21 protein-coding genes and 1 pseudogene are annotated in these 21,675 nt (G+C 47.8%); 14 read left to right on the top strand and 8 right to left on the bottom strand.

Features of this window, described 5'->3' with window-relative positions:
• Positions 1 to 26 precede the first annotated feature (26 nt).
• The 9 genes and pseudogenes from ACKPVM_RS10510 (at position 27) to ACKPVM_RS10550 (ending at position 13,308) form a co-directional block, all read left to right on the top strand.
• A complete protein-coding gene (locus ACKPVM_RS10510; RefSeq protein WP_409308992.1) occupies positions 27 to 3,440 on the top strand; it encodes a DNA translocase FtsK 4TM domain-containing protein in 3,414 nt (1,137 codons plus the stop codon).
• A gap of 144 nt (positions 3,441 to 3,584) precedes the next feature.
• Complete coding sequence (gene lolA, locus ACKPVM_RS10515) at positions 3,585 to 4,196, top strand: outer membrane lipoprotein periplasmic chaperone LolA (protein ID WP_409309037.1); 612 nt, start codon at positions 3,585 to 3,587, stop codon at positions 4,194 to 4,196.
• A gap of 7 nt (positions 4,197 to 4,203) precedes the next feature.
• Complete coding sequence (locus tag ACKPVM_RS10520) at positions 4,204 to 5,547, top strand: replication-associated recombination protein A (RefSeq protein ID WP_409308993.1); 1,344 nt, start codon at positions 4,204 to 4,206, stop codon at positions 5,545 to 5,547.
• Positions 5,548 to 5,652: 105 nt separating this feature from the next.
• Positions 5,653 to 6,948, top strand: coding sequence for a serine--tRNA ligase (serS, locus tag ACKPVM_RS10525; RefSeq protein WP_409308994.1), 1,296 nt, complete (start codon positions 5,653 to 5,655; stop codon positions 6,946 to 6,948).
• Positions 6,949 to 7,377: 429 nt separating this feature from the next.
• On the top strand, positions 7,378 to 9,798 hold the full coding sequence (gene ynfE, locus ACKPVM_RS10530) for a selenate/tellurate reductase subunit YnfE (protein ID WP_409309038.1): 2,421 nt from the start codon (positions 7,378 to 7,380) through the stop codon (positions 9,796 to 9,798).
• Positions 9,799 to 9,808: 10 nt separating this feature from the next.
• Positions 9,809 to 10,425, top strand: a pseudogene (locus ACKPVM_RS10535) (DMSO/selenate family reductase complex B subunit).
• Between the two features lies 1 nt (position 10,426).
• On the top strand, positions 10,427 to 11,287 hold the full coding sequence (locus ACKPVM_RS10540) for a DmsC/YnfH family molybdoenzyme membrane anchor subunit (RefSeq protein ID WP_409308995.1): 861 nt from the start codon (positions 10,427 to 10,429) through the stop codon (positions 11,285 to 11,287).
• A 60-nt stretch (positions 11,288 to 11,347) separates the two neighbouring features.
• On the top strand, positions 11,348 to 11,962 hold the full coding sequence (gene dmsD, locus ACKPVM_RS10545; RefSeq protein ID WP_409308996.1) for a Tat proofreading chaperone DmsD: 615 nt from the start codon (positions 11,348 to 11,350) through the stop codon (positions 11,960 to 11,962).
• 194 nt (positions 11,963 to 12,156) lie between these two features.
• Entirely contained in the window at positions 12,157 to 13,308 is a 1,152-nt protein-coding gene (locus ACKPVM_RS10550) for an MFS transporter (RefSeq protein ID WP_409308997.1), read from the top strand.
• A gap of 65 nt (positions 13,309 to 13,373) precedes the next feature.
• On the opposite strand, the gene ACKPVM_RS10555 is transcribed toward ACKPVM_RS10550, so the two are convergent.
• Genes ACKPVM_RS10555 through ACKPVM_RS10575 form a run of 5 tightly spaced genes read right to left on the bottom strand, consistent with a single transcriptional unit; the run spans position 13,374 to position 17,148 of the window.
• Positions 13,374 to 13,811 carry a PTS sugar transporter subunit IIA gene (locus ACKPVM_RS10555; protein ID WP_409308998.1) on the bottom strand — a complete coding sequence of 146 codons (438 nt, stop codon included), beginning with the start codon at positions 13,809 to 13,811 and terminating at the stop codon, positions 13,374 to 13,376.
• 54 nt (positions 13,812 to 13,865) lie between these two features.
• Entirely contained in the window at positions 13,866 to 14,777 is a 912-nt protein-coding gene (locus tag ACKPVM_RS10560) for a transketolase family protein (RefSeq protein WP_409309039.1), read from the bottom strand.
• Positions 14,777 to 15,574: a transketolase gene (locus ACKPVM_RS10565; protein ID WP_409308999.1), complete on the bottom strand. Its 798-nt coding sequence runs from the start codon at positions 15,572 to 15,574 to the stop codon at positions 14,777 to 14,779. Before ACKPVM_RS10565 ends, ACKPVM_RS10560 begins: the two co-directional genes overlap by 1 nt.
• Before the next feature lie 12 nt (positions 15,575 to 15,586).
• The gene (ulaA, locus tag ACKPVM_RS10570; protein WP_409309000.1) at positions 15,587 to 16,852 is read right to left on the bottom strand and encodes a PTS ascorbate transporter subunit IIC; all 1,266 of its coding nucleotides are present in this window, start codon (positions 16,850 to 16,852) and stop codon (positions 15,587 to 15,589) included.
• Positions 16,853 to 16,869: 17 nt separating this feature from the next.
• Positions 16,870 to 17,148: a PTS sugar transporter subunit IIB gene (locus ACKPVM_RS10575; RefSeq protein ID WP_409309001.1), complete on the bottom strand. Its 279-nt coding sequence runs from the start codon at positions 17,146 to 17,148 to the stop codon at positions 16,870 to 16,872.
• 121 nt (positions 17,149 to 17,269) lie between these two features.
• Here ACKPVM_RS10575 and ACKPVM_RS10580 point away from each other — a divergent pair, with 121 nt between their 5' ends.
• Entirely contained in the window at positions 17,270 to 18,118 is an 849-nt protein-coding gene (locus ACKPVM_RS10580; protein ID WP_409309002.1) for a MurR/RpiR family transcriptional regulator, read from the top strand.
• 104 nt (positions 18,119 to 18,222) lie between these two features.
• On the opposite strand, the gene pflA is transcribed toward ACKPVM_RS10580, so the two are convergent.
• The 3 genes from pflA to ACKPVM_RS10595 all read right to left on the bottom strand — a co-directional run bounded on the left by pflA (position 18,223) and on the right by ACKPVM_RS10595 (position 20,416).
• Positions 18,223 to 18,903, bottom strand: coding sequence for a pyruvate formate lyase 1-activating protein (pflA, locus tag ACKPVM_RS10585; protein ID WP_409309040.1), 681 nt, complete (start codon positions 18,901 to 18,903; stop codon positions 18,223 to 18,225).
• 157 nt (positions 18,904 to 19,060) lie between these two features.
• Entirely contained in the window at positions 19,061 to 20,047 is a 987-nt protein-coding gene (locus ACKPVM_RS10590) for a phage integrase (protein ID WP_409309003.1), read from the bottom strand.
• 66 nt (positions 20,048 to 20,113) lie between these two features.
• Positions 20,114 to 20,416, bottom strand: a complete 303-nt coding sequence (locus tag ACKPVM_RS10595) for a helix-turn-helix domain-containing protein (protein WP_409309004.1) — start codon at positions 20,414 to 20,416, stop codon at positions 20,114 to 20,116.
• 107 nt (positions 20,417 to 20,523) lie between these two features.
• Here ACKPVM_RS10595 and ACKPVM_RS10600 point away from each other — a divergent pair, with 107 nt between their 5' ends.
• The 4 genes from ACKPVM_RS10600 to ACKPVM_RS10615 are packed head-to-tail and all read left to right on the top strand — an operon-like array spanning position 20,524 to position 21,651.
• Complete coding sequence (locus ACKPVM_RS10600) at positions 20,524 to 20,889, top strand: Cox family DNA-binding protein (RefSeq protein WP_409309005.1); 366 nt, start codon at positions 20,524 to 20,526, stop codon at positions 20,887 to 20,889.
• A complete protein-coding gene (locus ACKPVM_RS10605) occupies positions 20,886 to 21,086 on the top strand; it encodes a hypothetical protein (protein ID WP_409309006.1) in 201 nt (66 codons plus the stop codon). Before ACKPVM_RS10600 ends, ACKPVM_RS10605 begins: the two co-directional genes overlap by 4 nt.
• The gene (locus tag ACKPVM_RS10610) at positions 21,083 to 21,283 is read left to right on the top strand and encodes a phage filamentation protein Fil family protein (RefSeq protein WP_409309007.1); all 201 of its coding nucleotides are present in this window, start codon (positions 21,083 to 21,085) and stop codon (positions 21,281 to 21,283) included. The genes ACKPVM_RS10605 and ACKPVM_RS10610 overlap by 4 nt, the downstream gene beginning before the upstream one ends.
• Positions 21,284 to 21,288: 5 nt before the next feature.
• Entirely contained in the window at positions 21,289 to 21,651 is a 363-nt protein-coding gene (locus ACKPVM_RS10615; protein WP_409309008.1) for a DUF5347 domain-containing protein, read from the top strand.
• The last annotated feature ends 24 nt before the right edge of the window (positions 21,652 to 21,675 follow it).

Here is a 21,675-nt window from a genome sequence, read left to right on the forward strand (position 1 = left end):
CCCTTTACAGGCCCCTGGAGAGACGCTTGAGCCAGGAATATACAGAAGATAAAGAGATTACCCTGAAAAAACTCAGTGGTACTCGTCGTTTACTTGAAGCGATTTTAATCGTAGTGGGGCTTTTTGCCGTTTATCTGGGTGTCGCCTTACTGAGCTTTAGTCCCTCTGACCCCAGTTGGTCACAAACTGCATGGCATGAACCGATCCACAATTTTGGTGGCATTGCGGGTGCGTGGCTGGCAGATACCTTGTTTTTTATTTTTGGCGTGTTGGCTTATGCTATTCCGCCGATCATGCTGTGTCTGTGCTGGGCGGCGTTCCGCCAGCGAGATAATCAGAATGCCGTTGATTACTTTACTTTTTCTCTGCGTTTGATTGGTACATTAGCGCTCATCCTTACTTCTTGTGGTTTGGCGGCGTTGAATGTTGACGATCTTTATTATTTTGCGTCAGGTGGTGTATTAGGGAGCCTGCTGAGCAGTTCTATGATCCCGCGCTTTAACAGCGTTGGTGCAACATTAATCCTGTTATGCGTTTGGGCTGCTGGATTGACGTTGTTTACTGGCTGGTCGTGGTTGACGATTGCGGAAAAAATAGGGGCCGGCGTTCTTGGGTGTCTAACTTTCATGTCCAACCGTTCTCGCAGAGAGAATGACTATCTGGATGATGATTCAGCAGATTCTACGCACAGTGCCGATCCACGAGACCAAATGGATTCGCCAGTAATCGATACCGATGATGCGCTGTTTTCTGCCCCTTCAACTGCGGATAGTGCAGTGCCAGCGACGGAAGGGGGAGGGAATGCTGATGTTGCAACAGAGTTAAGTTCGATAGCGGATTTAGATCAGCAGCAATCTGCCGCATCTGTGGCAAGCATACCGGAGCATTCTATCCTTCACTCGGTGCAGGAGCAGTCAGCCGTTCAGCAGAAAATAGATGCATCGTCATCAATGAATCCGCCGTTATATTCCTTTGAACTGCCTACTTCTTCTGATAATTATCACGATCGCGCTGACGTTTCTACGCCCTATGGCGATAAAGACATTTCGCCTACTCTGCCGCCGTTGGTTATACCGCCTGATGAGCATCGACCGAGTCTGGCTCAATCAGAAGCGGCAATGGCGGCAGGAAATACAGAATATCCAGCGAACAATACCTTTATGCCTGCGTTTACCGCTACGAGTGACGGTAATTCACAGGTTAAACAGGTTGATGGCCCTGAATTACCTCGCCCCAACCCTGTTCGTATTCCGACCCGTCGAGAATTGGCTTCCTATGGCATCAAGTTACCGTCGCAGCGGTTAGCCGAAGAACAGGCAAAATTGGCTCAATCCCAGAACGATACGAATGACATCGGGGTGAATCCAGATCCAGATAATGGATATGCTGACGATCCGGATAATATTGCCTTGCAGGAAGCAGCATTACAGCAAGAATATATTGCACAACAGCGTCAGCGCTATGGCGAGGAATATACTCAGCAGGAAGAGGATGAAGATGCGCTTTTACAAGCGCAATTAGCCAGGGATTTTGCGGCTCAGCAAAACAATCGTTATGGTCACTCCGATGAATTGGCGGCAGATGAGCGAGATGTTGTCGCTGAATCTCCTGATGAGAATTCGCTCCCCCGACGCCAAGAGCCTTTCCTGAGTGAAAGCATGCTGGCTGCATTATCAGCAGATCGTCAGGAGTTCGGCTTTTCACCCTATGCCGATCTGGTTGATGACACACCTACTGAGCCGTTATTTACACTTTCTGCTCAACCGCAGGATACTGAGCTTCCGGCATCGGCCGATGATGCAAGCAGAACTGGGGGCATTTCTGAATCAGCGCCCACTGTTCCAGCGGCAAAGGAACCTGTTGCAGAGGATGTGCAATCCTCTGAACGTTCGCCAATTATGGATAGCCTGATCCATCCGTTCCTGATGCGTAATGAACAGCCTTTGCAAAAACCAACAACCCCGCTGCCAACGTTGGATCTGCTAACCGCGCCGCCAGCCAGTGAGGCCCCCGTTGATAATTTTGCACTTGAGCAAACGGCCCGTTTGATTGAAGCCCGTTTAGCTGATTTTCGTGTGAAGGCCGAAGTCGTCGATCACCATCCTGGTCCAGTGATTACGAGGTATGAATTGGATCTGGCGCCTGGCGTGAAGGCTGCGCGTATCTCTAATTTGTCGAGAGACCTCGCTCGCTCGCTCTCTGTTGTCGCGGTGCGTATCGTTGAGGTCATTCCCGGCAAAACGTATGTGGGGCTGGAGTTACCGAATCAGCATCGCCAAACCGTCTATCTACGAGAAGTGCTGGATTGTGCTCGCTTCCGTGACAATCCCTCTCCGCTGACAATTGTGTTAGGGAAAGATATTGCCGGGGAACCCGTGGTCGCCGATCTGGCAAAAATGCCACATTTGCTCGTTGCGGGGACGACGGGGTCAGGGAAATCAGTCGGCGTTAACGCCATGATACTCAGTATGTTGTATAAAGCGACGCCGGAAGATGTACGCTTTATCATGATCGACCCGAAAATGCTGGAGCTGTCGGTTTACGAAGGTATCCCTCATTTGCTGACAGAAGTGGTGACCGATATGAAGGATGCCGCGAATGCGTTGCGGTGGTGTGTCGGAGAAATGGAACGTCGTTATAAACTGATGTCGGCGTTGGGTGTTCGTAATCTGGCTGGTTACAACGAACGAGTGAGAGAAGCGAATGCGATGGGGCGTCCTATCCCCGATCCTTTCTGGAAACCTGGCGATAGCATGGATATGACGCCGCCAGTATTGGAAAAACTGCCCTATATCGTTGTTATGGTTGATGAGTTTGCCGACCTGATGATGGCGGTTGGCAAGAAGGTTGAAGAGTTGATCGCACGACTGGCGCAGAAAGCTCGTGCAGCCGGTATTCATTTGGTTCTGGCGACACAACGTCCTTCGGTTGATGTGATTACCGGCCTGATTAAAGCCAACATCCCAACGCGTATTGCTTTTACCGTATCCAGTAAAATTGATTCGCGTACTATTCTTGATCAGGGGGGTGCGGAATCCCTGTTGGGCATGGGAGACATGCTTTACATGGCACCTAACTCATCCATACCTGTACGTGTTCATGGCGCTTTTGTTCGCGATCAGGAAGTCCACGCGGTTGTTCAGGATTGGAAAGCACGCGGACGACCTCAATATATTGATAACATTGTCAGCGGTGGTGATGATGGTGAAGGGGGAACGCTTGGACTGGATGGCGATGAGGAACTCGATCCTTTATTTGATCAGGCCGTTGCCTTTGTGGTCGAAAAACGCAGAGCATCAATCTCAGGCGTACAGCGACAGTTCCGTATTGGTTATAACCGTGCTGCTCGAATCGTAGAACAGATGGAAGCGCAGGGTATTGTGAGCTCACCTGGGCATAACGGTAACCGTGAAGTGTTGGCACCGCCGCCGATGGAATAATGTTATTCCTGGCTAATTCGAGTCGTTAGCAGACAATTCGCCTATCGCTGTTCAAACGGCTTCCGTTAAACTATCAACGACGCAACAGCGTCGATAGTTTACCCCGATGAAGCGCGGTATCGGAAAATTCGAAGGATTTGTATGATGAAAAAATGGTTAGTTGCCTGTTGTCTGATGTCCGGAATAGCATCAGTGAGCGCATATGCTGATGCAGCCAAAGATTTGCAAAGTCGGCTCAATAAAGTGAATAGTTTTCATGCCAGTTTCAGCCAGAAGGTGACCAGTGCAGATGGCGCAGCCGTGCAGGAAGGAGAAGGAGAGCTGTGGCTGAAACGTCCAAATCTGTTTAATTGGAAAACGATTTCACCAGATGAGAGTGTTTTGGTTTCTGATGGCAAGACGCTCTGGTTCTACAATCCATTTGTCGAACAGGTAACGGCAACCTGGTTAAAAGATGCGACAGGAAATACGCCTTTTATCTTGATTACCCGCAATGATGCCAGTGACTGGAATAAATACGTAGTACAGCAGAAAGGGGATGATTTTGAGCTGACACCAAAATCGGCTAACGGCAACTTGAAGCAATTCGCTATTAGCGTGACGCCAGGTGGGACGATCAAAACATTTACTGCGACGGAACAGGATGGGCAACGTAGTACTTATGTGCTGAAAAATCAGCAGAATAGCGCCGCTGATTCGACCAAGTTTACGTTTACTCCGCCAAAAGGTGTGACGGTGGATGACCAGCGTCAGTGAGGTTTGAGTGAGTAACCTGTCATTGGATTTTTCCCGCAATGAGTTTCAACCACTGGCCGCGCGTATGCGGCCAGTAACATTGGAGCAATATATCGGCCAACGGCATTTGCTTGGTGCGGATAAACCGTTGCCTCGCGCAATTGAAGCTGGGCAGCTCCATTCAATGATCTTGTGGGGCCCCCCAGGGACTGGGAAAACGACGCTGGCTGAATTAATCGGCCATTATGGGCAAGCGGATGTTGAACGCATTTCAGCGGTCACATCCGGTATTAAAGAAATTCGTGAAGCTATTGAACGTGCTCGACAAAACCGCAATGCTGGGCGTAGAACGATTCTGTTTGTTGACGAAGTCCATCGATTTAATAAAAGTCAACAAGATGCATTTTTACCGCACATTGAAGATGGCACCATTACGTTCATTGGTGCGACGACTGAAAACCCTTCTTTCGAACTCAACTCTGCGTTGTTGTCACGGGCTCGTGTCTATTTGCTGAAGGCTCTGACGACGGAAGACATTGAGCAGGTACTTCGACAGGCCATGACCGATAGTGAACGCGGATATGGCGGACAACATATTATTCTGCAAGATGATACCTGCCATATGCTGGCTGAGTTGGTTAATGGTGATGCCCGTCGTGCGTTGAATAGCCTGGAATTGATGGCCGATATGGCGGAGATTGATAAAAAAGGCTATCGCACGTTAACCCCTTCGCTACTCAAAGAGGTTTCTGGAGAACGTAGTGCGCGTTTTGATAATAAAGGCGATCGTTACTACGATCTGATTTCTGCTTTGCATAAATCGGTGAGAGGGTCTGCACCGGATGCCGCTTTATATTGGTATGCCCGTATTATCACGGCTGGCGGCGATCCGCTGTATGTTGCTCGTCGACTGTTGGCGATCGCTTCGGAAGATGTTGGGAACGCCGATCCTCGTGGTATGCAGGTTGCTATTGCTGCATGGGATTGCTTCACACGAGTGGGGCCTGCTGAAGGGGAAAGAGCGATTGCTCAGGCTATCGTTTATCTGGCGTGTGCACCAAAAAGCAATGCTGTTTATACCGCATTTAAAGCGGCGATGCAGGATGCCAGTGAAAAGCCGGATTATGATGTTCCTGAGCATTTACGCAATGCGCCGACCCGTCTGATGAAAGAGATGGGGTTAGGGGCTGAGTATCGTTATGCCCATAACGAACCTAATGCTTATGCTGCCGGAGAGAGTTATTTTCCGCCAGAGATGGTAGAAACTCGGTATTACACCCCTTCTGCTCGTGGGCTTGAAGGTAAAATTGGTGAAAAGCTCGCCTGGCTCGCTGCTCAGGATCAAAATAGCCCGACAAAACGCTACCGCTGAACTAAGCGTTGCGGTAAGGTTAACGAGATATTTTTGTAACGCGGCGAGATTCGATTCGTCGCGTTTGCTAACATTCCATTTGATAATCATAAGCACAGGATTAGCATGCTCGATCCCAATTTACTGCGTAATGAGCTAGACGCAGTCGCCGAAAAGCTACTGGCTCGCAGGGGCTTTAAACTGGATGTTGACACCCTGCGTAAGCAGGAGGAACGTCGTAAAGTTCTACAGGTAGAAACTGAAAATCTGCAGGCTCAGCGAAATTCCCGATCGAAAGAGATTGGTGCAGCGAAAGCGCGTGGCGAAGATATCGAGCCATTGCGCCGTGAAGTCAATGAACTGGGTGAGAAGTTGGACGCGGCTAAAACAGAGCTGGACCAACTGCAAAATGACATTCGGGACTTGGCATTGACGATCCCCAATATGCCGGATGACTCAGTGCCGCTTGGCAAAGATGAGCACGATAATAAGGAAATTAGCCGCTGGGGTGAGCCTCGTAAGTATGATTTCCCCGTACGTGATCATGTTGAACTGGGAGAGATGGCGGCAGGGTTGGATTTTGCTGCTGCGGTGAAATTGACGGGCGCACGCTTTGTTGTCATGAAAGGGCAAATTGCCCGACTGCATCGTGCTTTATCTCAGTTTATGTTGGATTTACATACTCAACAGCACGGTTATCAGGAAGCCTATGTGCCTTACCTGGTGAATCATGCAACGTTATATGGAACCGGGCAATTACCTAAGTTTGGGGAGGATTTGTTCCACACCAAACCGCTGAGTGAAGAAGCCGAAACCAGCGCCTATGCGTTGATTCCGACAGCCGAGGTTCCGCTGACCAATCTGGTCCGTGATGAAATCCTTGATGAAGATTCATTGCCGCTGAAAATGACGGCTCATACGCCGTGTTTTCGTTCCGAAGCAGGCTCTTATGGCCGTGATACCCGTGGTTTAATTCGTATGCACCAGTTTGATAAAGTTGAACTGGTACAGGTTGTTCGCCCTGAAGACTCGATGCAGGCGTTAGAAGAACTGACAACACATGCGGAAACGGTATTACAGTTACTGAAATTGCCTTATCGCAAAGTGCTGTTGTGTACTGGCGATATGGGATTTGGATCCAGCAAAACCTATGATTTAGAGGTATGGTTGCCTGCTCAGGATACGTATCGCGAGATCTCTTCCTGCTCCAATATGTGGGATTTCCAGGCCCGTCGTATGCAAGCGCGTTGCCGTAGCAAAAGCGATAAGAAAACACGCTTGGTGCATACGTTGAATGGTTCGGGATTGGCCGTGGGGCGTACACTCGTTGCCGTCTTAGAAAACTATCAGCAAGCCGATGGCAGAATTGAAATTCCTGAAGTATTACGCCCGTATATGGGTGGTCTGGAATATATTTCATAATGAGATTGTGAATTATTATCAAATAAACGCCCGTTGAGGGCGTTTATTTTTTTAATCAAACGTGCCTATCTAATATACCTGGTAAATATAACACTTCCTTATTTTCAACTTATTAATTTCCTTTCTTTTTAAAAAACGCTGTATAAATAAATATACATCGATTTGTCCTCGGATATTCTGAATCACAAAATGGAATAAAAAATTAATCGTTTATTGGTTTATTGATTTCCAGCAAGGTATGAATTCAATATCAGTAGAGTATATAGGGATAATAATAAGTACCACTTTAGTATTATCTGGTGTTGAGGCTATTGGCCAGAGAACATTGATACGGATTTGATGTCGTGAAAAACATAAAGAACATCACATTATGAGTAATTTATCCTTCATTGGAGTATGAGCATGCCGGGAAAAAATTTACATCAAATTATGCAACAACCTGTCAAGCGGAGGACGCTAGTTAAATCGGCCGCAATGACAGGATTGGCTGCAGCAATTGGTCAAATCATGTTGCCATTTAATCGCCATGCATTTGCCAATAATATGGAACAGGTCAATGAGCCAGAGAAATTGGTCTGGGGTGCTTGTTCGGTAAACTGTGGTAGCCGCTGTGCACTACGTTTCCATGTCAAAAATGAAGAAGTCAGTTGGGTAGAAACGGATAATACAGGCTCGGATATTTATGGTGAGCATCAGGTTCGTGCTTGCCTGCGAGGTCGTTCGATCCGTCGCCGTATTAACCACCCAGACCGTCTTAAATATCCTATGAAGCGGGTGGGGAAACGTGGTGAAGGTAAGTTTGAGCGGATCAGTTGGGAAGAAGCCTATGATGCTATAGCGAGCAACTTACAACGTGTCGTCAAGGAATACGGAAACGAGGCCGTATATATCAACTATAGTTCCGGCATCGTTGGCGGCAACATTACCCGCTCATCACCGATGGCGTCGTTAGTTGCTCGCTTGATGAACTGCTATGGCGGCTTTCTGGGACAGTACGGAACATATAGCACGGCGCAGATCGCATATGCGATGCCATATACCTATGGCAGCAATATGGGTAATAGTACCTCGGATATTGCGAATACCCGCCTGGTGGTGATGTTTGGTAATAACCCCGCAGAAACACGAATGAGCGGTGCTGGGGTGACATACCATCTGGAACAGGCTAGAGAACGTTCCAATGCCAGAATGATTGTTATCGACCCACGTTATACCGATACGGCGGCAGGCAGAGAAGATGAATGGATCCCGATTCGACCTGGCACGGATGCGGCGCTGGTTGCAGGGATTGCCTGGGTCTTAATTACGGAGAACCTGGTCGATCAGCCTTTTCTGGATAAATACTGTGTGGGCTATGATGAGAAAACCTTGCCAGAAGGGGCGCCTGCGAATGGGCACTACAAAGCTTACATTCTGGGCCAAGGAGATGATGGTGTAGCCAAAACTCCTGAATGGGCAGCGCGGATTACGGGCATTCCCTCGGCGCGAATCATCAAGTTGGCGCGAGAAATAGGCAGTACTAAACCGGCTTATATTTGCCAGGGATGGGGGCCACAGCGTCAGGCTAATGGAGAACTGACAGCACGAGCTATTGCGATGTTGCCTATTCTGACAGGGAATGTGGGCATCCAGGGTGGAAACAGTGGCGCTCGTGAATCGACCTATACGATTACGATTGAGAGAATGCCGGTCTTGAAGAATCCGGTTAAAACGCAAATCTCTTGTTTTAGTTGGACTGATGCTATTGCTCGAGGCACGGAAATGACCGCGACTCGAGATGGCGTCAAAGGGAAAGATAAATTGGATGTCCCTATCAAATTTATCTGGAATTATGCCGGGAATTGTTTGGTTAACCAGCACTCGGATATTAATAAAACCCACGAAATATTACAAAATGATCGTCAATGTGAAATGATCGTTGTAATTGAAAACTTTATGACATCGTCAGCGAAATACGCTGATATTTTGTTGCCAGATTTAATGACGGTAGAACAAGAGGATATTATTCCAAATGATTCTGCGGGGAATATGGGATATTTGATTTTTATCCAACCCGTTACGCGTCCAAAATTTGAGCGTAAGCCAATTTACGAAATATTAAGTGAGGTCGCTCGCAGGTTGGGTGACGATATTTATCAGGCCTTTACCGAAGGACGAACACAGCGGCAATGGTTGCAATATTTATACGATAAAATGCAGGCTAAAGATTCGCAATTACCTGAATATGAGCAACTACGCGCTCAGGGGATTTATAAACGTAAAGATCCAAACGGGCATTTTATTGCGTACAAAAGTTTCCGTGATGACCCTGTCGCTCACCCCTTAAAAACGCCATCAGGAAAGATTGAGATTTACTCTTCTGCCTTGGCTGAAACAGCGGCAAATTGGGAACTGGAAAACGATGAGGTAATCAGTCCATTACCGGTTTATGCCTCGACCTTTGAAGGTTGGGATGACCCATTGCGAGAAAAATATCCCTTGCAGATGATAGGGTTTCACTACAAATCTAGAACTCACTCCACTTACGGCAATATCGACATTTTAGAGGCGGCGTGCCCGCAAGAGATTTGGTTAAACCCGTTGGATGCACAATCACGTGGGATAGCAAATGGTGATGTCGTCAGGGTTGTCAATGCTCGAGGCGAAGTCCGCATTCAGGCAAAGGTGACTCCCCGTATTCTCCCAGGCGTGACAGCAATGGCACAGGGAGCTTGGCATCAGGCGGATATGGCGTCAACCGATCGTGTCGATCATGGCGCTTGCATTAACACGCTAACGACACTGCGTCCTTCTCCATTGGCGAAAGGGAATCCACAGCATACTAATCTCGTCCAGATAGAAAAGGCGTAAGGGGCAACCGATGACAACACAATACGGTTTTTATATTGACTCCAACCGTTGTACCGGTTGTAAAACGTGTGAACTGGCCTGTAAGGATTACAAAGATCTGGGGCCTGATGTGAATTTTCGGCGCATCTATGAATACGCAGGCGGTTGCTGGCAAAGCGATGGTGATACCTGGCATCAAGATGTGTTCGCCTATTATCTATCAATTTCCTGTAATCATTGTGCCGATCCGGCTTGCGTGAAAGTCTGCCCTTCAGGTGCGATGCATAAACGGGAAGATGGCTTTGTCGTCGTGGATGAAGAGGTTTGTATTGGCTGTCGCTACTGTTATATGGCTTGTCCGTATGGAGCTCCGCAATATAACGAGAAAAAAGGGCACATGACCAAATGTGATGGATGCTATGAGCGAGTCGAAAAGGGGGAGAAGCCAATCTGTGTGGAATCTTGTCCTTTACGCGCACTGGATCTGGCACCCATTGATGAATTGAGGAAAAAGTATGGTGATCTTGCTGAGGTCGCACCGCTGCCAGCGGCACATTTCACTCGTCCTAATATTGTATTAAAACCTAATGCCAATAGTCTCCTGTCGGTGATGAGACGGGTTTCCTGGCAAATCCTAAGGAGGTGTGAGATGGGTAACGGATGGCATGAATGGCCGTTAATAATATTCACCGTTCTAGGACAGTGTGTTGTCGGTGGCTTTTGGGTGATGGCGTTGCTGCTACTGAGCGGAAAGTTAGATACGCAGAAAACCCGACGAGTGCACCTGTCGATGTTTTTTCTCTGGGTACTGATGGGTATCGGGTTTATCGCTTCGGTGATGCACCTCGGTTCGCCTCTGCGGGCAATGAACTCCCTTAACCGACTAGGTGAATCTGCATTGAGTAATGAAATTGCGGCAGGGTCGCTTTTCTTTGTGCTTGGTGGGGTTTACTGGCTATTGGCGGTGTTGAACAAACTATCGGCAGCAGTTGGTCGGATCTGGCTAATGGCAGCCATGTTGGCCGGATTGATCTTTGTCTATGCTATGTCTCGGGTTTATGCCATCAATACGGTGCCGACCTGGGATAGTGCCTATACCCCATGGCAATTTTTCCTGACGATGCTGGTTGGCGGTCCTTTGCTGGGCATGTTGTTATTACGTACGGCCATTGATGATTGGACTGGGATGCGTTGGTTGGCGATGATCAGTGGCGTGGCGTTGGTTGTCAGTATCGCTGTGAATTTAATGCAAACGGCAGGGCTTGCTGACATTTCCAGTTCAGTACAGCAGGCTTCAGCATTGGTTCCTCAATATGGTCACTGGCTTGTGGGGCGGCTTTTGCTGTTAGTGTTGGGGTTAAGCTGCTGGTTTTACCCTCTGATGCGAGGGAAAACGCCTTCTGTCGTTGGCTTGAGCCTGGCGATGGTATTGGTTTTCGGCGGTGAAATGATTGGTCGCGCTTTATTCTATGGTTTGCATATGACGGTAGGAATGGCTATCGCGGGTTGAGAATCAACCTTAATATTTCGTTTCTTACAAGCAAATCGATATTGTTAGAGGAGCGCGAAGATGTCGCTTGAAATGCTTGCTCAGACTGCACGTATGCTGGGCGCATTGCTTTATTATGCGCCAGATGATGAGCAGAATGTGGCTATTTTGTCGCAGTTGCGTCAATGTGGACAACAGCTCGATTGGCCCTATGGCCAATCGAATGAAGTCGCGCTCGCAACGGGTCTGATCGCGCAAGGATTGCAGCCAGACTACGATGAAAATCTCATGGTGACCTGGCAGCAACTGTTTATTGGTCCAGACGCGTTAGCCGCACCGCCATGGGGTTCGGTCTATCTTGATCGGGAAAATGTTCTGTTTGGTGATTCGACTCTGGCGTTACGGCAGTGGTTATATCAGCGTGGAATTGAACCGCAGTTTGAACAGCAGGAGCCGGAAGATCATATCGGCTTAATGTTGATGTTGGTGGCATGGAGCGCCGAAAATCAACCAGACTGGGTGTCCGACATTCTGGCGGATCATTTGCTACCTTGGGCGATGCGTTACCTGGAACTTCTGGAACACAGTACGACTCATCCTTTTTACATTGGGTTGGCGAAGTTAACTCGGTTAACGTTGACTGACTGGCAACAGAGTTATGGGATTACTGTGACAGAGAAAGACATTTTCTATTAATGATAGGATGATGTGTCAGGGCTGGCAGATTCAAATCTGTCGGCCCTGTTTTACTTTTAATTTCTCCTCTTTTACCGGGAGCAATATAAGGGAATAACGAAAAGTGCTCCGTATTTTTTGGTTGATTGACTTTTAAATACACAGTGGCATGATGCGCTCACTTTCCCTTTCGTTTTCTGGTTACCCACTTCGTTATGTCCGCTTACTCTCGCCCAGTGCGTTTTTTGCTCTGCGGCCTTTTGTTATTGACGATTTGTATCGCAGTATTAAATACATTGGTGCCTCTCTGGCTTAACTATCAGCAACTCCCTGTTTGGCAAGTGGGCATGGTGGGCTCATCCTATTTTAGCGGTAATTTGGTTGGCACATTAGTGGCTGGTAAATTAATCCGACGTTATGGGTTCAACCATAGCTATTATTTCGCTGCCTTGTTGTTTGGGGCTGCGACGATTGGATTGGGGATCTCTGTTGATTTCTGGAGTTGGTTATTCTGGCGTTTTTGGGCAGGGGTAGGATGTGCGCTGATATGGGTTGTGGTTGAAAGCGCACTGCTATGTAGTGGGATGCCGTCTCAGCGTGGTCAATTATTAGCTGCTTACATGATGGCTTATTATCTTGGCAGCGTGATCGGACAACTGTTATTGGGTGTATTGCCGACACAGTTGATGAGTGTCTTACCTTGGATCGCGGTATTAATTATCCTGGCAATACTACCGCTATTGTTTACCCAAATTTTAGGAGCGGTTGTTCAAGATCGTCAGGTGAGTGTGTGGCAGATGCTTAAATTGCGAACAGCCCGACTTGGCGTCCATGGCTGTGTGATTTCTGGTGTGATCCTGGGGTCATTGTATGGACTTATGCCGCTGTATCTTTCGCATCAGGGGATGAGCGATGCGCAGGTTGGCTATTGGATGGCGTTGTTGATAAGCGCAGGTATCGCGGGGCAATGGCCGATTGGGCGGATGGCCGATCGATATGGTCGTCTGCTGGTTCTTCGCGTGTTGGTCTTTGTGGTGATCATCAGTTGTCTGGCGATGTTGGGGATTAGCCGCTATGCCATGGCACCCGCGTTATTTATGTTGGGTTGCGCTGGTTTTACATTATACCCGGTGGCGATGTCATGGGCATGCGAGAAAGTGCACCCGAATGAACTGGTGGCAATGAATCAAGCATTATTGCTGAGTTATACCCTTGGTAGTCTATGTGGGCCGAGCTTGGCTGCTGTATTGATGCAAACCTATTCAGACCGATTATTATTTGTTCTGATTGCGGTAGTGGCACTGTGTTATCTCATCATGTTGCTGAAAAATACGGGACAGCACCCAACATCAGTGGCTCATGCTTGATTTTGGGGTAACCGGTACTCATTTTATTCACTATGAGCGCCGGATTAAGCAGGGATAAGACTGAGTTATCTAGCCGCCAAAATTTGGCTCAACTGAGCATTGTTCGTGATATTGGTTAAGCGGTGCAGGCGCTCGTTTTCATCAAGCCAGCAGACTAACTTTTGCATCATCAAAATGTGCTGATTACTATCGGCCGCAGCTAGCACAATGATGAGTTTGACCGCAGGGTTATCTGGGAAGTTGATTGCGGTTGCACTGCTGAGTAGGGAAAGGTGGCTAACCTGGCTCAGCACGCCTTCCTCTGGACGGGCATGAGGTAACGCAAATTCAGGGGTTAAAATATACCAGGGGCCGTTCTTTTCCGTGGCAGTAATAATCGCGTTTGCGTAGTCAGGTGTCGCAATGCCTTTTAATTCCAGCGGTTGGCAAGCGAGTTTTATAGCCTCTCGCCAATCGCAACTGTCGGATTGAAACTGTGTGGCGGTAAAGAGTGGAGTCTCCATTTCTCATTCCTATCGTCTGAAGAAAGCAGGCCGACATTGGCCTGCTCAGGTTGATTAACGCAGCGCTTCATATAAGGATGTGCCGGAAATACCATACTTTTCTTTTAATTGACGGCTATTACCGGATTCAGTAAACGTATCTCGAGTACCAATGCGGATCAGCTTTGCCTGAGTCGTGTTTTCTGCCATCACTTCAGCGACTTGCCCACCGAGCCCGCTATTTATCGTGTGGTTTTCGATCGTTGCGATAAGCGGGCAATTCTCTGTTAGCTGAATAAAGGCGGAATGATTAAAAGGTTTCAGCATAGCGACATGAATAAGTTTGCCTTTTTTACCGCTTGCAATCAGCTTCTCATATCCCTCGGTGGCTTGTTCAAGCACGGTTCCCTCGTAGAGAATGGCAAAGTCATCACCTGAATCGGCAACGGTCGCGATGTCGTGAACCCGTGGAATGCGAGTTTTATCTCGTACTGGCATCGGTTCTCGAGCTACACGAATGTAGACGGGGCCGGTGATTTTTGCCGCTTGTTCAAACGCAGCCTCAACTTCTTCTGCATCGGCTGGCGTCAGAATCGTTATGCCTGGTAATACGCGGGTGAGCGCTAAATCCTCCAGTGCGTGATGGGATGCGCCATCAGGGCCATCGTCCATTCCCGGATGGCTACCGACCAATTTGATATTCGCTTTGGCATAACAAGCCTGACGTAGCTGTGTCCAGGCTGTACCGGTGACAAACATGGCGAAATTCACATAAAACGGAATGTTGCCTTCTAGCGCCTGGCCTGTTGCAAAACTCATCGCGGATCCTTCGGCGATACCCATTTCAAAGAAGGACTCGGGAAAGGCTTGCTGAAATTGGTCGGTACGTGTTGAACTGGCTAAATCACTGTCAATGGCGACGATGGGATAGCCTTTCTTTTTTAGCGCAATCAACGCGTTGCCGATTTCATCGCGTGGTGCTTTCATCATTGTAATTCCTCCATCGCTTGCTGATACTGATCGGCACAGGGTGTTTTAGAATGCCAGTCGCCGTTATTTTCCATGTAGCTAATCCCGGCCCCTTTTATGGTGCGGGCAACAATCGCCACGGGTTTACCTTTTAGATGACGAGAAAGCATCAGCGTATCCGCCACCTGATGCATATCATTACCATTGTGGAGTTCCAGCACATGCCAGCCGAAGCAGCGGATTTTATCCGCCAGCGGCTCCAGATTGATAACGTCGTTCACCGGATCGTGAGAAGAGAAACCGTTGTAGTCGATAATGGCGACCAGGTTATCCATTTTCATATGGCCTGCTTGTTGCAAGCTTTCCCAGATTTGTCCTTCGTGCATTTCACCATCGCCGATGATGGCGAACACGCGATGTGGTTCCTGTTTGCGTTTTTTAGCTGCCGCCATGCCGAGAGCGACGGATAGCCCCTGACCAAGGAGCCCGGTTGTCGCGTCAACATCCGGTAGTGACTTAATACTCGGATGTCCTTGCAACCGTGAATTGATCTGGCGAAAGGAATTAAATTCGTTGCGATCGATTTTGCCCATTTGGTAAAGCATGGCGTACTGTGCGGCAACCGCATGTCCTTTACTCATCACCACTTTCGCACGCGGCGTGGCACTAAGGTCCACCTCTTCGTAATAGAGCCAGGTCAGAATGTCGATGATGGATAGTGCCCCACCAGGGTGGCCGATACCCGATTCATAAATCATCGTGACGATATCGCGGCGAGCAGCCTGCGCATGGGATTTCAATTCGTTAATAGTCATAATTAATCCTTATCAGGGCAGCATTTTGCCGATGTAGTAAACGATCAACCCAAGGGCCACAAAGTCGGTTTCCGGGAAGCTGGTACCGGATAAACCTACGGATTCCATGATGGGGTAGATCAGCGCGGGGCCGATGCCGATGAGGATGCCGGTGACAAAGCTGCCCGCGATAGCGCCTTTCCAGCCGCCGGACGCATTACCAAACACCGCCGCTGTTGCACCGATAAAGAAGTAGGGGATCGCTACCGGAATAATGACGGTTTGTCCAATCAGCGCGAGAATTCCCATCACGACCAGTCCGCCAACGAATGAGGAGATAAACCCCAGCACCGTCGCGGTTGGTGCATAGGGAAAGACAACCGGGCAATCGAGAGCGGGTTTGGCGTTGGGAATAAATTTCTCTGAGATACCGAGGAAGGCGGGTACGATCTCGGAGAGCAGTAATCGCACACCGGTAATGATGATGTAGAGTGAAGCCGTAAAGGTCAGAGACTGGAATAGTGGATAAACCAGCCAGTGCATCCCGCCCGCCGCCGCAGTGACCGCCGCTTTACCTGCCGCCAGCGCAGCGATGTAGTAGAAAATACTGACCGAGATTGACACGGAAACGATGTAGTCTTTGAAAATCCCTAACCAGCCTGGCAGGTTGAGTTTTTCTGTTGACTGTTTGGGATCGCCGACCTTTGAGCCAATCCAACCTGAAGCGGCGTAGGCCAGCGTGACATAATGTCCCATGGCGATTTCATCGTTGCCAGTGATTTTACGCATCCATGGCTGGGCGATTGCCGGATAAAGACAGGCGGCAAGACCAAGCAGGATTGAGCCAGCGATGATGGTAGTGAGATCGCTGTAACCCAACGCTTTCAGTGTTACCGTGAGCAGGGCAGAAAGGTACAAATTATGCTGACCTGTCAGGAAGATATATTTAAACGGCGTGATGCGGGCGAATACCAGATTCCAGCCGAAACCGACAACCATAATCAACGATACGCACATTGAAAATTTTGTCTGAGCAAGGCCGGTTAGCGCTTCAGCCAGCGGCATGACACCTTTCAAGCCAAAACCATCGCTGAATAGTGTCTGGAAATTGCCGAGAGAGGTGACCGCCAGACCTGCGCCACCGGCAAAGACTAAGAAGCCGACGATGGTTTTGAAGGTACCGGAAAGCACTTTCTCAATGGGCTTGCGTTGAACCAGTAGGCCGATTAACGCAATAAAACCAACTAATAGTGGGGTTACACCCAAGATGTCGAATACAATAAACTTGAGGAGTTCCATATTTACTCCAGGAGAGCTTAATTGTTGTCGTTGACCACGCTACAGAGCGCAGTTTCCATTTCTTCGCTGTTCATCAGGTCGGTGATACCGATGGCTTTAAAACCAGCCTCTTCAACTTCATCGGTAAGGTCACGCATGGTTAAAACAAAATCGATGTTTTGCCAGGTCCTGAGTCCGGAAAGTACATCGTGTTCGAGTTCGATATCCCAGCCATGTTTATCAATGACTTTCTGGGCTTTGATTTTGAGCATTAGGGAACTGCCCATGCCAGTGCGACAGACGATAAGACCTTTCATTCAGTTTTCTCCATTGGTGTGATAATAATTATTTTTATTGATGTATTTGTGAAAATAATTATTATCACAGGTGAGCAAGAAAGATGTGACTGTGCTTGCATTTTGTGCAAAAAGGCGAAAAATGAGCCAATTAAACTCTAATCTTTTGATAAATATAAGAAATGGTACTGCTGGCTTAAGTCCAATACTGGAAAAGGTCGGCCGCTTCGTGGCTGAAAATCCTGATTATGTGATGAGACACACGATCTCTGAGTTGGCTGATTCCATCGAAACCAGTGAAGGAAGTATTACCCGATTTTGCCGTGCTTTTGGCTTTAAAGGGTTTGCCGATTTTCGTACTGCGTTGGCAATGGATAGAGGCGCGGCAAGGCCTGAAGAGCAGCCTGGCGAGGCAACGATGTCAGCGATAGCCAGTATCCGCGACAGCAATGCCATTATTGATAGTCAGGAACTGCAAGCTGCATCGGCGTGGCTTAATCAAACCAGCAATATTGCGCTTTACGCGGTGGGGACAGCGGTACCGGTGGCGCTTTTTTTGCAAATGAATTTAATGCGTATGGGGAAAGCGGCGAGCTTTATTGATCGTTTTTATCCGGCATCCATGCCGGTGCTGGCGGAAAACCAGATGACGGGCATTATTGTTGTGCACACCGAGCAGGTCTCAGCAGATCTGATGCAGGCGCTGACGATGGCGAGACAACAGGGGGTACGGATTTTATCGATCACCCGTGGTACGTTTACGCCGTTAAGTCGGCTTTCCGACTGGAATTTGCAGGCTGCGGTGGCATTAAAAGATGAAGGGGAGTTTGGTTTTGCTGAAATCGCGGGGGCAATGACGGTGGCCGATCGTCTGTTGGTGGCGCTGGAAGAGCAGGATGAGCGATACACCGAATGCCGTAAAGCGCATCAGAAGAGCATTTTCTCGATTGAGAGTGTGGCGAATAAGCTATCAGAATATTTTATGTCGTAGTGACGCTACGGCCGTGCGATAGCGTTGATATCGCAGTTGTGGGTTTAGCTGATTATATGGTTAAAAGCGCATTGAACAAAAAATTTGCTCAATGCGTTGTTTCTTTAATATATAACCTTATGACCATATTGCTCAAGAATCTCTTTTACGCGCTCCATGGTCTCTTTTTTCGGTGGTTTAACGCCGTCCAGTTTGTATTCTTCTCCCATCGCGATCCATTTATGTTTGCCTAGTTCATGGTAGGGAAGAAGTTCAATTTTTTCGATGTTGGACATGTCTTTTGTAAAGTCACCCAGCAAATGAGCGGATTTTTCGTCATCAGACCAGCCAGGAACAACGACATATCGAATCCAGGTCCGCTGGTTACGCTTTGCCAGATAACGAGCAAATTCCAGCGTTCGATGATTTGAAACGCCGACCAAATTTTGGTGGATATCATCGTTCATCTGTTTTAGGTCAAGCATGACCAGATCGCTGACGTCCAGTAATTCATCGATAACAGGATCGTAACGACGTACAAAACCATTGGTGTCCAGACAGGTATTAATACCTTCTTTCTGACAGGCACGAAACCAATCACGGACAAATTCAGCCTGTAGGATCGCTTCGCCACCAGAAGCGGTCACACCGCCACCTGACGCATTCATGAAATGTCGATAGGTCACAACTTCTTTCATCAGTTCTTCGACAGTAATTTCTTTACCGCCGTGCGTGTCCCAGGTATCCCGGTTATGGCAATACAAACACCGCATCAGGCAACCCTGGAAAAATACAATGAAGCGAATACCGGGACCATCGACGGTACCGCAGGATTCAAAGGAGTGGATGCGACCGATTACTGACTTGTCAGTCCCAGTAAATACGCCGGATTCACTTGTAAAACAATCTGTTGCGATATTCATAAAGTACCAACTAGTGCCAAATAGTACAGGTTCATGGACATTATATGGACACTCCATTGAGTGGGTTAAGTGTCACCGCGTCCTGCAAGAAGTCTGGTGCAAAGTGCGCGTAGACCATCGTTTGCTGGATCGTTGAGTGCCCCAAAATTCGTTGCAGTGTAATAATATTACCTCCATTCATCATAAAATGCGTGGCGAATGTGTGCCGGAACACATGCAGTGCTTGCCCATCTGGTAGGTCGGGTTTCATTGCACGCAGGGTGTTTCGTACTGCGTCATAGTTTGGGTGAAATACAAACCCCGTTTTAGCGTGCTTTATTTGTGTAGTCAGCGCCGCCGATATGGGAATGGTTCTACGTTTCCCATTTTTTGTTTTCATGAACGTGAGCATATTATTGATAATGTGTTCACATTTCAGATTGGCGACTTCTCCCCATCGTCCCCCTGTTGCCAGGCAGACCAGAACGGCTTTACGGTTATCACCATCCAATCGCTGAAGCAGATCTTCTATTTCTCCAACAGTCAAAAACGCCATTTCGACCTGTTGTTCTTTAAACTGCTTAATATCTTTAAACGGATGCTGAGAGTGATACTCATCGGCTTCAATGAGCTTCGTAAACATCCCGCTTAAAATGGCATGATGTCGATTAACGCTGGATGGCTTTAAACCTTCATTCAACCTGCTTACGCGGTAATCCAGAATCGCTTTTTTCGTGAGTTGGTCTGCACGAATTACGCCCATCTCAGCCAGTTTCACAATAATAGCGTTCAACCTTCCTTTCTCAATGTCTCCCCGATTGTGGCTTTTACCGTGATAAACCCACCAAAGGGATAATAATTCTGTCAGTTTTCGGCGGTCTGCTGGTTTTTCTACCCAATCTTTATTGTGGTAGTTGACCAAAATGTGACGCTCAAAAATCTGAGCTTCGCCTTTTGTATTAAATTTACGCCGGATGCGTTTTCCTTCTGCACCCTGCGGCCTAACGTCCACTTCATAACGACCATCATCAAGTTTCTTAATCGACATAAGATAACTCTCCGATGAAATCATCATCTTGAAAATCAATATCAAAAAGGTAATGAAAGTAAATAGTTAGCCAATCTTTTGATCGGATTGGTGAGATTTTGTTTCGTCTTGCCCAATGTGTGCGAGGGCCGGTGCAATCTGCCCAGCTTCTGGGTTGGTTTCATCGAACATGAACCAGTCCCGGTATTTTCTAAATCTGGGGTGCTTGAATAATTTAGCTCCCGCTTCAAATGACATCTTCATTCTCCCTGCTTCGTAGTTGGCAAGACTACTGTAAGGAATATCAATAAGTTGACTCATTTCTTTTTTGTTGAGTCTTTCAGACTCACGTATAAGAGATAGTTTCTCGCATTGCTCGTATGTTGACATTGGTGTTTGTATCCGATAATTTAATCCCAATACGAAACCCGCAATCACATCTAGATAGACTTAAATAGTGTCAGATAGTGATACGGAACCAAGTCGGAGGATAGCAAATGCAAGACGAGGCTAAAACCATTGTTGACGGGGAAGGGGACGAATCGGCACTCACTGCGCCACGTCGCCAGGTTCGATTGTCAGAGAAGCCAGCAGATCTCTTGTCAAAAGAAGGGTTTGCTCTGTATGTAGGTAAAACGCCATCGGCTATTGTTGCAATGGCTAAAGCAGGGAAATTACCTGCTTTTTATATGGCAGATCCGCAAAAGCCGGGTGGTAATGCTGAATTGTGGATTCACCGCAGGGAGTGGGACAAATACGCGGAGCAGTTGGTTGAAACAGCGCCACCAGAATGGCATAGCTGGAAAGATCGAATTAGTGCCAGTAAACCAACCAGCCGCCGTCATCGTGGGATGTCAGCATGAGCGGTGAATTAATTAAAATCAGTGAACATACCAGCGTTTATCGCGGCTTCTCTATTACTCGCTGCCCCAGAACAGCAACTAATCCAATAACTCGTTATCGCATAAGTCAAGGCGATCAGTCATTCGGGCTATTTGATGCATTAGGGCAAGCGACTTCTTATATCAACGAACTGCACAGCATGAGGAATTCAGCATGATTAGCACAGCGCGTTTATTAAAAGAAAAATCACCATCACCGCAGCAGGAAAATAAAGGCTGGCTGGAATTACCAAACGGCCAGCGTTTCCAGCCAACCCCCGCGCAGGCTTATTTTGCACCGTGGAGCAGAAGGCCATATATGCCAGCGCCTAAAAAGCGTCGCTGGTTCGCCCGTTTAATGGGTATTGCGGCGTAACCGTCATGGCTAATACCGAAGCCGCCCGCGCCGTTCCGCTGAGTATCGCGGCCAGAACTGACGGGCTTAATCACATAGCAATGCTGAGAGGGAAACACTTCCACACAAACAGTGAAAAAGAAATGTGCCGGTTTATTGACGATCTGCGCGATGAAAGATTTTATGACGGAAACCGTAAGGATAGGAAATCAACGCATTCAGATAATATGCGCGTGCTTTCAGCGATATTTGAATTAGCGGATATTAATAAGGAACGGCATAACCTGAAATTTAATGAACTGACAACTGAAGAAAAAGCAAAGCTGATTAAAGCGATGAATAAACTTAAAGCAGTTGTGAGTTTATTCCCCAAACATTTAATTCTTTAACCGTTAAATCCCGTTTTTAAAGGC

The sequence above is a fragment of the Pectobacterium hainanensis genome (assembly GCF_046237015.1).
In the GTDB taxonomy this organism is placed as follows: Bacteria; Pseudomonadota; Gammaproteobacteria; order Enterobacterales; family Enterobacteriaceae; genus JBJYIN01.